This is a genomic window from Neobacillus novalis NBRC 102450 (genome assembly GCF_001591805.1).
In the GTDB taxonomy this organism is placed as follows: domain Bacteria; phylum Bacillota; class Bacilli; order Bacillales; family Cytobacillaceae; genus Neobacillus; species Neobacillus novalis.
Genome location: NZ_BCVP01000010.1, coordinates 94,826 through 110,509, shown reverse-complemented (window position 1 = coordinate 110,509; position 15,684 = coordinate 94,826). Strand labels below are relative to the sequence as shown.

General features: G+C 39.7%; 17 protein-coding genes and 1 riboswitch. Of the genes, 15 read left to right on the top strand and 2 right to left on the bottom strand.

All coding sequences use genetic code 11. The annotated features are described in order from the left end of the window. Positions 1-109 precede the first annotated feature (109 nt). The 5 genes from tenA to BANVL01_RS08420 all read left to right on the top strand — a co-directional run bounded on the left by tenA (position 110) and on the right by BANVL01_RS08420 (position 4,005). A complete protein-coding gene (gene tenA / locus BANVL01_RS08440) occupies positions 110-781 on the top strand; it encodes a thiaminase II (RefSeq protein ID WP_066096411.1) in 672 nt (223 codons plus the stop codon). A gap of 7 nt (positions 782-788) precedes the next feature. Beyond that, positions 789-1,523: an ABC transporter ATP-binding protein gene (locus tag BANVL01_RS08435; protein ID WP_066086367.1), complete on the top strand. Its 735-nt coding sequence runs from the start codon at positions 789-791 to the stop codon at positions 1,521-1,523. Next, positions 1,513-2,292, top strand: a complete 780-nt coding sequence (locus tag BANVL01_RS08430) for an ABC transporter permease (protein WP_082804915.1) — start codon at positions 1,513-1,515, stop codon at positions 2,290-2,292. The genes BANVL01_RS08435 and BANVL01_RS08430 overlap by 11 nt, the downstream gene beginning before the upstream one ends. An 8-nt stretch (positions 2,293-2,300) precedes the next feature. Continuing rightward, a complete protein-coding gene (locus BANVL01_RS08425) occupies positions 2,301-3,296 on the top strand; it encodes an ABC transporter substrate-binding protein (RefSeq protein ID WP_066096414.1) in 996 nt (331 codons plus the stop codon). A 181-nt stretch (positions 3,297-3,477) separates the two neighbouring features. After that, entirely contained in the window at positions 3,478-4,005 is a 528-nt protein-coding gene (locus tag BANVL01_RS08420; protein WP_235845514.1) for a protease inhibitor I9 family protein, read from the top strand. A gap of 50 nt (positions 4,006-4,055) precedes the next feature. Here BANVL01_RS08420 and BANVL01_RS08415 read toward each other — a convergent pair whose 3' ends face one another. Together BANVL01_RS08415 and BANVL01_RS26660 are read right to left on the bottom strand one after the other, a co-directional pair. Continuing rightward, positions 4,056-4,787 carry a protein-glutamine gamma-glutamyltransferase gene (locus tag BANVL01_RS08415; RefSeq protein ID WP_066086371.1) on the bottom strand — a complete coding sequence of 244 codons (732 nt, stop codon included), beginning with the start codon at positions 4,785-4,787 and terminating at the stop codon, positions 4,056-4,058. Between the two features lie 166 nt (positions 4,788-4,953). Continuing rightward, positions 4,954-5,382 (bottom strand): MFS transporter, encoded by a 429-nt coding sequence (locus tag BANVL01_RS26660; protein WP_174524278.1) that lies wholly within the window; start codon positions 5,380-5,382, stop codon positions 4,954-4,956. A gap of 193 nt (positions 5,383-5,575) precedes the next feature. Continuing rightward, positions 5,576-5,741: riboswitch (M-box (ykoK) riboswitch) on the top strand. Between the two features lie 177 nt (positions 5,742-5,918). On the opposite strand from BANVL01_RS26660, the gene ftsW reads away from it, so the two are divergent. The 10 genes from ftsW (at position 5,919) to BANVL01_RS08360 (ending at position 15,462) form a co-directional block, all read left to right on the top strand. Further along, the gene (gene ftsW / locus BANVL01_RS08405; RefSeq protein ID WP_066086378.1) at positions 5,919-7,082 is read left to right on the top strand and encodes a putative lipid II flippase FtsW; all 1,164 of its coding nucleotides are present in this window, start codon (positions 5,919-5,921) and stop codon (positions 7,080-7,082) included. Next, a complete protein-coding gene (gene mgtE, locus BANVL01_RS08400; RefSeq protein ID WP_235845513.1) occupies positions 7,060-8,403 on the top strand; it encodes a magnesium transporter in 1,344 nt (447 codons plus the stop codon). Before ftsW ends, mgtE begins: the two co-directional genes overlap by 23 nt. A 145-nt stretch (positions 8,404-8,548) precedes the next feature. Continuing rightward, positions 8,549-9,178, top strand: coding sequence for a sporulation membrane protein YtaF (ytaF, locus tag BANVL01_RS08395; protein ID WP_066086381.1), 630 nt, complete (start codon positions 8,549-8,551; stop codon positions 9,176-9,178). A gap of 148 nt (positions 9,179-9,326) precedes the next feature. Beyond that, positions 9,327-9,974, top strand: coding sequence for a helix-turn-helix domain-containing protein (locus BANVL01_RS08390; protein ID WP_066086383.1), 648 nt, complete (start codon positions 9,327-9,329; stop codon positions 9,972-9,974). A 23-nt stretch (positions 9,975-9,997) separates the two neighbouring features. Then, positions 9,998-10,957, top strand: a complete 960-nt coding sequence (locus BANVL01_RS08385; protein WP_066086387.1) for an LCP family protein — start codon at positions 9,998-10,000, stop codon at positions 10,955-10,957. 76 nt (positions 10,958-11,033) lie between these two features. After that, entirely contained in the window at positions 11,034-12,218 is a 1,185-nt protein-coding gene (locus BANVL01_RS08380) for an FtsW/RodA/SpoVE family cell cycle protein (protein ID WP_066086391.1), read from the top strand. A gap of 191 nt (positions 12,219-12,409) precedes the next feature. After that, positions 12,410-12,610, top strand: a complete 201-nt coding sequence (locus BANVL01_RS08375; protein ID WP_066086395.1) for a cold-shock protein — start codon at positions 12,410-12,412, stop codon at positions 12,608-12,610. A gap of 142 nt (positions 12,611-12,752) precedes the next feature. Then, positions 12,753-13,595: a hypothetical protein gene (locus BANVL01_RS08370; protein ID WP_235845511.1), complete on the top strand. Its 843-nt coding sequence runs from the start codon at positions 12,753-12,755 to the stop codon at positions 13,593-13,595. 43 nt (positions 13,596-13,638) lie between these two features. Beyond that, complete coding sequence (locus BANVL01_RS08365) at positions 13,639-15,009, top strand: MATE family efflux transporter (RefSeq protein ID WP_066086404.1); 1,371 nt, start codon at positions 13,639-13,641, stop codon at positions 15,007-15,009. An 84-nt stretch (positions 15,010-15,093) separates the two neighbouring features. Further along, positions 15,094-15,462 carry a hypothetical protein gene (locus BANVL01_RS08360; protein WP_066086406.1) on the top strand — a complete coding sequence of 123 codons (369 nt, stop codon included), beginning with the start codon at positions 15,094-15,096 and terminating at the stop codon, positions 15,460-15,462. Positions 15,463-15,684 lie beyond the last annotated feature (222 nt).

Here is a 15,684-nt window from a genome sequence, read left to right as displayed (position 1 = left end):
AAATTCGCCGATAGACGGGTTGGCTCGTTAGAACAAAGGAGATTTTTCAGGAATTCAGTCCGGCAAAAGGCAATACATGAAGGTAAATACACAAAATAAGGGAGTAATCATGAAATTTTCGTTGCGTCTACATGAAAAGGTAAAAGAAATATGGGAGAAAACCCATCAACATCCATTTGTTATCGGATTAGGCAAGGGAGACCTCCCAGTAGAATCATTTATCCGGTATATGAAGCAGGATTACGTGTTCTTAATAGACTATTCCAAGTTGTTTGCATTGGGTTCGGTTAAAGCGAGGGAGCTTGACACAATGGCAGTTTTCGCAAAGCTGCTTCATGAAACATTGCATGGAGAAATGGAATTGCACCGTGGGTACGCTACCAAATTCGGCATTACCCGGCAACAGCTCGAGGAAACAAAGCCGTATCCCATCAACTTAGCCTATACACGCTATATGCTGAATGTCGCTCAAAATGGAACGCTTGAGGAATTAATCTCAGCACTGCTGCCTTGTATGTGGAGCTATTGGGAGATTAGCAAGATGCTAGCAAATAAATATCCAACTGCTAGTGAACATCCTCTGTATGGTGATTGGATAAAAACGTATTCCTCAAATGAATTTGGTTCACTTGCCATTTGGCTTATTGAGTTGTTAAATCATTTGACAGAAGGAAAGCCAGAACGGGAGTTAGCGATTTTAGAAGAACATTTCCTGACGACTTCCCGCTTTGAATACATGTTCTGGGATATGGTTTACGAGGGAGAGGATTGGCCTGTCTAACCCATTAATGTTATCAATCGAAAAACTTACATACGCTTTTGAAAATGCTAGACCCATTTTTCAAAAAATCTCAATGGATGTAAAAGTGGGTGAATTTGTTTCTATTATCGGTGCAAGCGGTTCTGGAAAAAGCACCCTTTTTCAATTAATTACTGGTTTACTAGAGCCAGACCAGGGGGAAATCCGGATCAATGGCGAAAATACTGAAAACAGGTTAGGCAAAGTAGGCTATATGCCGCAAAAGGATTTGCTATTACCATGGCGAACAGTTTTAGACAATGTCTTGCTGCCACTTGAGGTGTCAAAGGAAAATCGTCAGCGGAAAATTCCTCAGATTCGAGAATGGTTAGGCCGCTTTGGTTTGGCAGAAGTCGAAAAATCCTATCCGGATGAACTTTCCGGCGGGATGAGGCAGCGGGCCGCTTTTTTAAGAACCATCATGACGGGTAAGGACCTTTTATTGTTAGACGAACCGTTTGGGGCACTTGATTCGCTGACGAAACGGAACATGCACAGCTGGCTATTAGGGCTGTGGGGCGAATTACAAAAGACGGTATTGTTCATCACCCATGATTTAGAGGAAGCCATTCTGTTAAGCGACCGGATTTATTTGCTTGGTCGGGAGAGTTTGCAAGAAGTAAAGGTGAGTCTTTCGCGTCCAAGAAGCACGGAAATAATCTATCAATCAGAATTTATCACGATGAGACAAGAACTGGAGCGGCTGATTCACGATGAAAATTAACTGGAAAAAATGGCTGAGGGATTATGGTCTTTTCCTACTTGTTGCCATTATGTTAGTAAGCGTTTGGGAGTGGGTTGTGACGAAAGGGTTGGTGCCCCCCTTCATATTACCGTCTCCTTCGGCAATCTGGCGGTCACTTATAGAAAACAGGCAGCTCCTATTGCAAGAACATTTGCCCGCAACCCTACTAGAGGTTTTGAGTGGTTTTGGAATATCTCTTACAGGCGGCCTGTTGCTTGGCGCGGGAATGCATTTTTCCCGTGCCTTAGAGAAAATAGTGTACCCGTTTCTGGTTATTTCACAAACCATCCCGCTGATAGCGATTTCGCCGATTTTTATCATGTGGTTCGGATATTCTATCTGGAGCAAAATCGCCGTGACGATTTTAATCTCCATTTTTCCAATCGTTGTAAGTACATATGACGGGCTGAAGTCGGGAGGGAAGGAATACCGTGACTTACTGCTCACAATGGGTGCTAATCGCTGGGCAATTTTTAAAAAAATTCAGGTGCCGATGGCCTTGCCAGTTATCCTGTCTGGGGTGAAGATGGCTGCCGTTTATTGTGTTGTCGGAGCAACCATCGGTGAATGGCTTGGTGCTAGTGTTGGCTTAGGCTACTTCAGCAGGCGAATGTCAGGAAATTTACAAGCGGATGCAGTGTTTGCCGCGATTTTCCTGCTGTCATTGTTGGGCATTGTACTGTTTTTATTGATTAGTTTCATAGAAAAACAGTTATTAAAAAATAAAATTCGCAACTTGAGAGGATGATTTCACAAGTGAAAAAAAGATTTTTGATTATGATTTGTTTTTTGATACTTCTAGTAAGTGCATGTGGGAAAGGGGATTCAGATAAAACCTCTAGTAATGCTGTTAATTTACAAAAAGTGAGTTTAATGCTGGACTGGTATCCAAATGCAGTGCACTCCTTCCTATATGTTGCTAAAGAAAAGGGCTATTTTAACGAACAAGGGTTGGAAGTGGAAATCCAAATGCCAGCTGATACCAATGATCCTCTTAGACTTGTTGCGGCTGAAAAAATTGACATGGCGATCAGCTATCAGCCACAGGTGCTGGTGGCGCGCAGTGAGGATATTCCCGTGCTATCATTTGCTGCAATTGTTCGCCATCCATTAAATCAATTAATGGTACCCAAAGAAGGGCCAATCCATTCTCCGAAGGATTTAACAGGCAAAACAATAGGCTACCCAGCAATTCCATTAGATGAAGCAATTATTCAAACGATGATGGAGTCAGATGGCGGGGATGTGAAGAAGGTAAAGATGGTTGATGTCGGCTGGGATTTAATCCCCGCGATGGCAACTAAAAAAACTGATGCCCTGATGGGTGGATTTATCAATCATGAGAAATTATTGTTGGAAAAAGAAGGCCACCCGATGCGTACCTTAAATCCTGCAGACTATGGGGTTCCGGATTATTATGAATTGGTTTTGGTGGCTAGTGAAAAAGGGTTAAAAGCAAAACCAGAAGTATTTAAAAAATTTATCGCTGCCATTACGAAGGGACAACAATTTGTTGTTGATCACCCAGTAGAAGGGTTGTCTTTATTAATGGGGCATGAAGAGAAAACGTCCCCACTGGAAAAGGATATTGAAACGAAAAGCCTACAAATCCTCCTCCCGCTGATGGACGCAAAAGACAAACCATTCGGTTCCCAAGACAGAGAAACCTGGGAAGAGGTCGCGGAATGGTTAAAAAGTACAAAAATGATCAAACAAGAAATAAAAGCAAAGGATGCCTTTATCAATTTCTAAGATCAATTGGGTGTCAGGCACCATATATGTCCACCGTACGCGGACATTTGTCCACGAGCGGTGCCTGACACCGCAGTTCATTTTATAGAACCCCTATGAAAAAAATAATGGAAGCAAATTGCAATTAGTGGTTAAGAGTAGTAGCGTATAATTAAACCTATTTATGGAAGGGGGTATGGATTTGCGAAAAGGGGGAAAGGTTTTACTGGTTTTTTGTCTGCTGTCTTTGGTAGGCTTTGGTGTATTTTTTTCACAAAATAAACGGGATAAAGAAGTACAGACTGAACCAATGGAAGAACAGGAAGAACAAGAAGAACCGAAGGGGGAAGAGGTTGTGACGCAGAATATTTATATTGACCCTAAGATTAATATGAATAGCCCGGCAGAGGTAACGATCATTATTAACTTCAAAACAAAACCGGCAAAAACGGCTGTCGCCTTGGCAGAAGCAAGTGGAATTCCATTAACATTGGAACAAGCGGAACAGGACGTCAAGGATAGTCATGAACGGTTTCTTAAGGACTCGGAAAAGTATTTAGGCGAAAAGCAAATTCCCTATCGCATTGTCCATACCTATACAGCTGCCCTTAATGGCGTGGCCATGAAACTGCCTGCGAATGAGATTCAAACGTTGTTACAATCCGCTGAAATAGAGGCTATTTATGCCAACCGGGAAATCAAGCTTGTCCCGCCGGTGCAGCCGTCTTAAATAAAAAATAGAAGCTTGGCAAGGGAAAGTATCCCAATCCCAAGCTTTTTTTAGTAAAAAATCAATTGATAATGGGGCCTTGTAATCATACTCATTAGGTAAGCTGACGTCTTCGGTTCGGTTTTTCGTTTTTTATTCAAAAAGTCAATAATGGTTTTTGCATTTTGGATCCCCACCCCATGTCCGTAGTATTGATCGTCACCAAAATAAATCACATTTTCAGCACGCCACCATGGCTGTTTCGGATCAAAGTCGGGATTATTGAAATGGAGGACATCCCCAGGCAGGTAATCATCCCCATTTTTCTGGTGTATCGGCAGGTCATCATCAAATTGCCAATCCATCAAATAAAGCCTGGCAAACAGGATATTAAACCTCTCTTCTCCGATCGAATATAGTGCAGCGAGATATAAAACAATAGCAATCCCAGTAGAGCACTCAAAGGCGTATAGCTTTCCATTTTTAATAATGTCTAAAATGGCGACAGAAGGACGAACATCAGGCTTTAAGAGAAAGCCGCCGTTCCCTAAGCGATCCCAATACTTTTTATTGCAGAATGCATAGCTAAACGTGGTAAACTTCGCACCGCTTTTGTTCAGCTCCCGAGCTGCTTTCATCGTATTCGACCTAAATAGAAGTTCGAATTTTAATTGGTCAACAGTGCGATATTGATAATTTTCATTAAAGGCGGCCATTTGTTTAAGGATGTTTTTCTGTTCAGCATTTGAAACACTAGAAAGGAGCTCATCGAGCTTGACAGGTTGATGATTGATTATAATCATGTTTCTCCCCCCTGTTTTTCTAAAAATCAACTCACCTTCTAAAATATGAAACTTAGCATCGTTATATTTGTATTTTTCCTAAACCTTTTTTACTTTTCAAAAATTTAATATACATGAGTAGGAAGACAAGCGAACTCATAAATCTAAATAAGGAAATTATTCCCATTTATTTTTGCATTCCGATTGTTTCTAAAAGCCAGATTCCGATTTGCGGTGCCATAAAGGCGACAAACGATAACAGGACATTATAGGTGGTAATACAGTATGTCCTCTTTTCCTTTGGAGATTGTTCCAACAGGAGGTTGAACAACAACAGCATGGTTCCAGATACAAAGAAACCCGATGTCATTTGCACGAAGGTTAGATAGATGAGATTAGTAGACAATACCGTTAAAAACGGTGCTGTAGCCATCCCGGCTGCTACCCAGACAAGCATTAATGTGTTTGATTTCTGTTCTGCCCATTTTTTCCATAATGGGAAAGAGAAGATTTGCACCAACTGACTGCCAACGGAAAAAATACTATCCCAGAGAATGGTCGCGTGGGCATACCTCACATTGTAAATATTAAAAAGCCTTATACAATCGAATCGCATTATTTCTACTAAATATTTTAAAATAAATATATTTTACAATAATTTTATTTTCAATAAAACGATTGAATTATCAAAAAATAATACTGTGTTTCCTGACGGAGAATTTTTTCAAAAACATTCTGTACACCGTTGAATTATTTCGTTGACATTTCGACAACAACATCATATATTTTAATTAATCTAATAAACACTTAAAGTATTCTGTTAGGTGAGGCTCCTAAATAGAGAAACGCTTCTGCCCAAAAATGTCGAGAGACGCCAATGGGTCAACAGGAAAGATCGGAAGAAGGTCTTTTTTAATGAAGCTGGTAAACGTACCTATGCTATTTAGTGCTAAAACTTGAACGAGGGGAAACTTAGGTAATAACTATTAAGCTGTCAATTTTCTAAAAAATTGCCGAACGAAAGTAGTTTTTTTATGTGCAAACATAGCCTTTATTTCCACTGGTTGAGAAATAAGGGCTATTTTTTTCTGCCGCAAAAATTTGGCTAGGCAGTGTCGAAGTTTACGATAATCGTCAACATGAGGTGAATACATGGATCTAAACCGTTTAAAAAAAATGGATCTTTTATTAGTCATTGCGGCCATTTTCTTATGTTTGTTTGGGCTTGTAATGGTATATAGTGCAAGCTTTCCGATCGCTTCGGTTGATTTCCAGGATTCTCGCTACTTTTATACAAAACAGCTTCACTCATTAGGAATTGGCTTCGTCCTGATGGTCATCACAGCTGTATTTCCTTATCGTGTTTACGGTAAACTTAGTCCTATTTTGGTAGTGATATCGATTATTTTATTGATCATGGTGTTACTTCCAGGGTTCGGAGTGGAGAGGAACCATTCGCAACGCTGGCTCCAAATAGGACCAATGCTTGTTCAGCCTACTGAAGCGATAAAACTTGTGATGATCATATATTTTGCCAACATATATGCAAAAAAACAAGCCTATATTGCCCATTTCTGGAAGGGTGTCATGCCGCCGCTGTTCATTTTGGCTGTTGTTTTTTTACTGATATTAAAACAGCCGGATTTAGGAACAGCCACGGCCATTTTACTACCTTGCGGGTTCATCCTTCTGTGTTCAGGAGCGCGAGTTATTCACCTGATTCTTTTAGGAAGTATAGCTGTAGGTGGAATTGGCTTTTTAGCCATATCCGCCCCTTATCGCATGAATCGGATTTTGTCGTTTCGAAATCCGTTTGCCGACCCATACGGCGACGGTTACCAGTTAATTAGTTCTTACCATGCTATCGCATCGGGAGGGACATGGGGGAAGGGTCTCGGACATAGTATTGAAAAATTTGGCTATCTTCCTGAAGCACATACGGATTTTATCATGGCTGTTGTTTTGGAAGAGCTCGGGATAGTTGGACTGCTGTTAGTAATATTCTCTTATCTTTTTATTATGTACCGTGGGGTTCGTATTGCCCTTCAAGCCAAAGATCCGTTTGCTAAATTATTGGCTATTGGTTTAACCTTTCAAATCATGGTACAGGTCATTTTTAATTTAGCAGCCGTTTCGGGTTTACTGCCGATAACAGGAGTACCTCTTCCTTTCGTAAGTTATGGAGGCTCTTCATTAATATTTATGTTAATTTCATTGGGGATTTTGACGAATTTATCATGGAAAAATACACATAAAATACCTCGAGCCACTTTACAAAATGGAGGTTATAATCATGGAACAAAACATGATGCTTGAATTGCAAACAATCTTACAAGAGCAAAGTCAAGTCAATTTAAATGAATTAATAAGTGATTTACAGCCATTTGATATAGCCGCCATGGTGAGTGAACTAGATACGGAAGAACAATTAACATTTTTCTTTTTAGCGCCTACACCACTAGGGGCAGAAATTCTTGAATATTTAGAACCGGAGCTTCAATATAAAATTCTGCTTCGAATGAAAGAACAATTTAAATCGGAATTCTTAAATGAAATGTCTAGTGATACCATCGTAAATCTGCTTTTATCTGTTCATCCGAATCAAGCGAAAAAACTAATGGACTATTTGCCAAACGATTATAGGGTGAAGATTAATACGCTGATGAACTATGAACCAAATACGGCAGGAAGATTGGCAACAATCGATTATGTTGCGGCCCGAATTCATTGGACTGTTGAGCAAACACTTGGACACATTCGAAAAGTGGGCCATGAGGCAGAGATTGTTTCCTACATTTATGTGGTAGATAGACAAGGTGAACTTGTCGGTGTTGTTTCTTTAAAGGATATAATCTTGGCTAAGGAAGGTACAGTGTTAGAAGAAATTATTCAAGGAGAACCGATATCCGTTTCTGTAGACGTCCATCAGCAGGAAGCGGCTGCTGTATTGTCAAAATACGACCTTGTTGCCATTCCCGTCGTCACCATCAATCAGCGAATGATTGGAATTCTAACAGTTGATGATTTAATTGACGTTATTCATGACGAAGCAACCGAAGATTTTCAAAAGCTAGGCGGTAGTCAACCGTTGACTGAACCATACTTTAAAAATTCCATCTGGAGCATTTATCGAAAAAGAATCGGCTGGCTATTAATTCTGTTTGTTGCTGAGGCTTATACGGGGACCGTGTTAAGGCATTATGAGGACACACTTTCTGAACAAATCGCCTTAGCCTTTTTTGTGCCGCTCTTAATTGGAACAGGGGGAAACACCGGCTCACAAACGGTAACGACATTAGTACGGGCGATGGCAGTAGGGGAAGTTGAATTTAAAGATATTTTCAAGGTATTTAGAAAAGAAGTGTCTACAGGGGTTTTTCTTGGTCTAACGATGGGGGCCGTTGCTTTAATCCGCGCCTTCTTCCTCGGTGTTAATCTCAACGTTGGAGCAGTTGTCGCGATTTCGGCATTATTTATTGTTATTTGGGCATCGATGGTAGCAGCTGTTTTGCCGATGATTTTGAACAAGTTGAAGGTTGACCCGGCAATCGTTTCAGGTCCATTTATTACCACCTTAGTCGATGGAACAGGGTTAATTTTATACTTTACAGTAGCAAAGATCCTATTACATTTATAATTTTTTCTAAAAAGAGACGAGGTTACCGCGTGGTGTAATAGTTTATCTAACGAACTGTTGACTATTTATCAATATTCAAGAAATAAATAAGCACTTTTTGTCAATTTAATCAATACAATGTTAAAAAAATTGGGAGTGATTTACATTGTCTTGGTTAATTATCTTGGCATTTGCTGTTTCATCCAGTGTCGATAATTTAGGGGTAGGTATTACTTATGGAATACGCAAAATCCGAATTGGCGTTGCGGCTAATTTATTGATTGGGTTGATTTGTTTTCTCATGAGCATAGCGGGAATTTCTTTTGGAGTTTGGCTTTCTAAGATTTTACCAGGTTTGTTCCCAGTGATTATTGGTTCGTTTATTCTCATTATTATCGGGATCAGAATTATATTATTGGCTGTACCACGGAAAAAGGCTTTACACGAAAGCCATAAAGAGGGGAACCCTTCTTCAGGCATGAAGGGTATTCTTAGAAATCCTGAAGCTGCTGATGTAGATAATTCTGGAGAAATTGGCTGGGGGGAAGCGATAATACTAGGTGTAGCCTTATCAGCGAATGCTCTTACCAATGGCTTAGGCGCCGGTCTTCTTGGTTTTTCACCGCTTGCTATTTCACTTACCGCTGCAATTGGCAGTATTATCAGTGTTTGGGCCGGAGTTAAGTTAGGTCATAAATTAGCTGCCGTCCGTATTGGTTCTTTTACACTAGGGGAATTCGGAACCATCATTAGCGGGATTATCATCTTAATCATTGCCATTACAGCTTTCTTTTAAATTTTTCTAAATAAAATTTTATTGACAAAATGTCAATAGTTATGTATATTCCACTAAGACACTTACTTTATTAATCTATAAAAAATAAAAAAAATCATTTTCTCATATGAAAAACGAGCTAATCTTTGTTCGAAGGGGATAGATGGGTATGGCGGATCAACCTAAAACGAGTAAACTTGGTTTACTGTTAAAAGAATTACTGAAGGAACGGTCATTATCAATGAGAAAGCTTAGTGAGCTCACTAACATTGATACAGCAACCATTTCGAGGATTATTAATGGGAAACGAAGGGCAAATCCTGAACATTTACAAAAAATCGCGAACTGTCTTGAATATCCAATCACTAATTTATTTGTAGCTGCCGGGTTCCCGGTAGATCAAAGTCAGGAACAGCAGAGTTCAGATATTCACTGGTCGATTGACAGCATTCAAAGGATTCTCGAATCATCTGAATTGAACAATAAAACGTTTTCGATTGAGTTGGTTGAACAGCAATTGGCAAAATATCAACAATATGCAAAGACCGATGAGGGGAAAGAGACGATTCTTACTGGCTTTAAGAAAAAGCTGCGAAAAGTTGGCAGCATCGGCCCATTTATCAGCCAGTTAAAAGAATTGTTTGAGCGGTTTCGCTTAAAGAATGGCACTCCTTTGGAGCTTGCTATCATTGGCAGTGTACTGATTTATTTTATTATTTCGGTAGATGTAATCCCTGATTACATTTTTCCGATTGGCTATGTAGACGATGCAATCGCCGTAAAACTTGGTTTAGATTTATTATCCAAAAATGCTTGAAACAAAAATGATTCTGACAGGTGATGTGTAAAATGGAAAACAGAGTAAGAACCAAAAAGAAACGAAAATGGCTAAGAAACAGCCTTTTAACCGTTCTACTATTAGGTATATCCGTCGTTATTTATAGTGTCTATCAATATAAAAATGGCTTGGCAGAAGCGAGTGCTGGAAAGCACAAGGACGAACAAACATCGTATGATGAATTTCAGGGAGCTGAACCTCAATTTGGCGAGATCAATATTTTATTACTTGGCAGTGATTCACGCGGTGAGGAACATGCACGTTCTGATACCTTAATGATTGCTCATTATAACCAAAACACACATAATATGAAGGTCGCTTCAATTATGAGGGATTCATATGTCGATATTCCCGGACATGGCAAGCAAAAAATTAATGCCGCGTTTGCATTTGAAGGCCCAGAATTAGTCAGGAAAACGATTAAGGAAAATTTTGATGTCGATATTAATTACTATGCCATTGTCGATTTTGAAGGGTTTTCAAAAATCGTTGACCTCGTTGCCCCTAAAGGAATTGAAGTGGATATTCCACATGAGATGTCCCACGGAATTGGAATGACACTTCTTCCTGGTAAACAAATATTACATGGGGATAAATTAATAGGATATGTTCGTTTTCGCCATGATCGCTTAAGTGATTTCGGCCGGGTGGAAAGACAGCAGGAAGTAGTTTCAAAAATCAAAGAACAAGCAGTCAGTGTTCAGAGTTTAGTTAACCTGCCAAAAATCCTTGGGATGGCTACGCCTTATATTGATACAAATGTCGATACACCAACGATTCTATCAATTGGTAAAGGGTTAATTACTGGGGACTCCAAAAAAGTGGAAAGTATTCGGATACCAATTGAAGGTTCATATGAGGATGAAACGGTTAAAGTCGGAGCCGTGCTTAAACTTGATTTTGAAAAAAATAAGCAGGCTTTACGTGATTTCTTGTCATCTTCAGAAGATAGCAGCCAATGAGCAAGGCCCACTAACACCGCTGAGTAAGCTCGGAGCATGCTAAATGATTGATCAAAATGGTTTGAAGGTGAAATAAATGAACACAGAAACAACAATTTTTAGAAGATTAGATGGTGCCATCATGCTCATTTTGATGGCCTTTTTTATGATAAGTATTGTATTTATTTATAGCAGTCAGCAGACAGGTCAGTATGGTGCACAAAATTTTGCCTTGAAACAGGGAATCAATTATATGATCGGTTTTGTCCTGTTAATCCTTGTGGCCAAGCTTGATATGGATCAAATTGAAAGATTAGCTTGGCCCGCCTATATTTTTATGTTTATCACCATCATTTTATTGCGTTTTGCACCGGAGAAGATTGCTCCGGTGATTTATGGTGCGAAAAGATGGTATAGCATTCCTGTATTAGGCTCAATTCAGCCATCTGAGTTTTTCAAAATTTCATTAATCATATTAGCTGCTAGACTCATTTCAAAGCATAACGCAGCTTATATTTTCAGGACAGTGGGGTCAGATTTACTGCTTGTTGGAAAAATACTGCTCGTAACGATTCCGCCTTCCTTGTTTGTTTACCAACAGCCCGACACGGGAATGGTATTTCTCTATTTCATTGCAATCGCGAGCATGCTGTATTTATCAGGATTAAAACGGAAATTGGTGACTATTTTTGTAATGGTGCCTCTTTTATTAGCCGGTGTGCTTGTTTATTTGTTTTACTATCAGCCCGACATTATTTATAAAGATTTAATTCCTCTCTTAAAGCCACATCAACAGGAGCGAATAATCGGGTGGCTGGATCCTACAGGGGATAGTAAAGGAGCCTATCAAAGCCAAAAATCCTTGCTAGCAGTTGGGAGCGGTGAATTCGTAGGGAAAGGATACATGCAGGGGAATGTTTACATTCCTGAGAAACATACTGACTTTATATTTGCAACCGTAGCAGAAGAAGGCGGTTTTATCATTTCCTCTTTCGTTGTTCTTTTATTCATGCTTTTGCTCTATCGAATTATTAGAATCGGTCATAAATCACAAACCTCTTTTGGTATGTATATTTGTGCTGGAATCACATTGAGTTTTTCTGTGCAAATTTTCCAAAATATCGGCATGGTTGTTGGAGTCATGCCGGTTAAAGGGATTGCCCTTCCGTTTTTAACCTATGGCGGCAGCTCCTTGTTTTCCAATATGATTTTAATGGGAATGATATTATCGATAAGAAAAACGTTTGGTTTATATATGTTTGCGAAATCGCAGCACTCTTAAAGGATGCAGACGAAAAAATCTTGTACTTTGCTTGCCATTATTCGGTTGCATTTTCCAATTGTATCTGTTATAGTTAAGAAGAATTATTTTTGTCTATCGGAAAGAACGTTAAAGTGATAAGCTTTTTGTCTTGAAGATTTGAGCAAGGATAGTAATACATTGTGCACAGCGCACAGCAGGAGGATATACAAATGGAACATGGTAAAGTGAAATGGTTTAATGCAGAAAAAGGTTTTGGATTTATCGAACGCGAAGCTGGAGACGATGTATTCGTTCACTTCTCAGCAATCCAAGGAGAAGGTTTCAAATCTTTAGACGAAGGCCAAGCAGTTACTTTTGATGTTGAGCAAGGTCAACGTGGACCACAAGCATCTAACGTTCGCAAAGCATAATTAAAGCCAACATAAATGAAAAAGACCCTCTCGCAGGGTCTTTTTTTATGCCAAAATATCCACCTCTTTATGTGCCATTCACTTTGTGTTCATGAAGTTTATGGTTTTCCCCTTGAAATGGTATAATCAAACAAGAAACATAGTGAAAGGAAGTGAAGTAGTTGTTATGGCACATGTACATATCGAACAAACAGAGTTGACCCGCTATATTCCGCCAAAAGGGGACTACGAGACTTTTCGAGATGTGGAGCATTATAAAGACAAGCTGAAGGAGTGGGGACTATCCTCAGCAAAGGAAGCGAAAAAGGAATTTTGGTACAAGGACCGAACCTATCAGCGTCAGGTTACTATCAAAGGATATGAAACCTACGGGAGTGGAGGGGGATTTGCTACACTGGTGATTGAGTTTCAAGACGGGAATGTAAGCTGTATCCACCCTGCCTATTTAAAAGAAATGCAGCAATCAAGTTTTGGGAAAGAAAGCCTGTTGACAGTCGAGGGCAAAGAACCTGCAGCATCTGCAGCGACAGAACCTGGTGGAGCAGTTACCCAACCATCACAGACTGCCAAGGACACAGATACTTCCAAAAAAGAAACAGCAGCGAAACCCGCAAAAGCAAAAGAAACGAAACCAAAGAAAGAAAAGGCTCCGAAGCTCGAACTTCCCGTCGATAAAGTTCACTTTACAGCCACCGTCAAACAATTTGCCCTAACCTACAATCCTTTTAATGAAGAAAATGATGAAGTGGTCGTTTTAGAACATGTACAAATTGTTCAGGAATCCCCGCTAGAGATTGGACTTGCCTGGTGCAGCCACAGCAAAACGCTTAAGAAATTTGAACTTGCCCCCGGTGATTTACTCGAATTCGACGGAAAAGTGGCCGCCAAGAAATTAGCCAAAGGGAAAGACGTGGCGGAGGAATTCTTGGTTGATACAGCAGTCCTGTACAAACTCAACAACCCATCAAAAATAATAAAAAAATAGGGTAATGAAGGTTCGTGCTTTAAAATCTTAAGGAGTACCCATTATGAATCAGACTTTTACCATCAAAGAAAAGACAAAACAAATTTTTATTTTATTAATACCGATTTTAATTACCCAGCTTGGCATGTTTTCAATGGTTTTTTTCAACACGATTATGTCAGGCAAATATGATTCCTCAAACCTTGCTGGAGTGGCGATTGGCTCCTCGATTTGGAGTCCGGTCTTCATGGGAATCAGCGGGATCCTGCTTGCTGTATCCCCTATTGCGGCGCAGCATTTCGGGGAGAAGAAGAACGAAGAGGTTTCCTCGGTTGTCAAGCATGGAATCTACCTGTCCGTCATCATTGCCGTGGTCGTTATCATCGCAGGATTTTTCTTGTTAGATCCCATCTTAAATAAAATGAATCTGCCCGCCCGTGTGCAAAACACGGCTTTTGAATATTTGGTTGGCCTAAGTTATGGACTTTTGCCTTTGTTTATTTTTAACGTGCTGCGCTCTTTTATTTATGCACTTGGAAAAACAAGAGTCGTAATGGTCATCCTCCTTTTAGCATTACCACTCAATTTCTTCTTGAACTATTGTCTCATCTTTGGAAATTTGGGTTTTCCGGAACTCGGCGGAGCCGGGGCGGGGTATGCGACCTCGATTACCTATTGGGCAATAATGGCCATGACCATTTTCATCGTTAAAACACAAGTTCCATTTTCTTTGTTTCCTGTGTTTGCCAATATGAAGGAGTTTTCGTGGGATCAATGTAAGGAAATTTTAAAAATTGGCGTGCCGATGGGACTGTCAACTTTTTTTGAAACGAGTATGTTTGCCGTCGTCACGATTCTTTTAAGTAAGTTTAGCGTCACGACAATTGCGGCCTATCAATCGGCGTTAAACATCGTCTCCTTTCTCTATATGATTCCAATCAGTATCTCGATGGCCCAAACGGTTCTTGTCGGATATGAGGTCGGTGCGCGCCGTTATAAGGATGCGAAACAATACAGCTGGCTCGGGATTTACCTAGCGATTTTAAGTGCGGTTATTAGCGGAGTATTTGTTGTAATATTTCGCTACCAGGTTGCCGGATTTTATTCCAATGAAGCAGCGGTCATCAACTTAACGGCGAACTTTTTAATTTTTGCCCTCTTTTTTCAAATTTGTGACGCGATTCAGGTAACAGCGCAGGCGGCGTTAAGAGGGTACAAGGACGTCAATATTGCCTTTATCATGACCTTAATTGCTTACTGGTTAATTTGTCTTCCCGTCGGATACCTCCTCGCTCATTATACCAGCTTAGGAGCTAGAGGCTATTGGATTGGATTAACCTTCGGATTACTTGCGGCAGGCATCGCTTTATCATTCCGACTGCTCTACATTCAAAAACGGAAGTTCACGGATGTAAAAATAAAAGAGGTAGTTTAGAAAAAAATCAATGGCTTACTAAATATTCCAGTGTTAAAATATGTATAAGGATATGATCGAAGTCCAAATGTGAGGTGGCCGCTTATGGGGAGAGTAGTGCGCTTTAACAAGGAAGATTTCAATCTTAAATTAACGGGAGTTTTAAGTTTGTTTGCCCTAAAGTGGCAGTTGAAAATTCCCTATACAGCAATTAAAAGTATCTATATCGATGAATTTGAACCACCGATGTGGATGCTTCGGATGCCAGGAACCACCATTGCTCCGCTCAATATTTATGAAGGAAGCTTCAAGTTTGGTGACGAATGGTATTTTCTTTCCTATGAACATAAGGTACCGCTCATACACTTGGAATTAGAGGGATTTGGAAAATATAAATATGTTATTTTTGAATTAGAAAACCCAAGAGCCGTATTGATTGAATTGCGAAAGAGAATACGAGAATTGGACGAATAAAAAAATGTAATGGACTCAAATCTATTACACTTTTTGGAATTAACAGGCAAACAATGACGCCATTCTAAATAGAATGGCGTCATACTATTAATATAGTTTTTTAAAGCTGAACCATTTCGAAAATAGATTTTGCTGTTTATCCTTGATCATAAGTTCTTCCATTATTAATTTCTCTCGATTATTGGTTATCCAATTCTGTAATTCTTGTTTATCTTTGCAAAG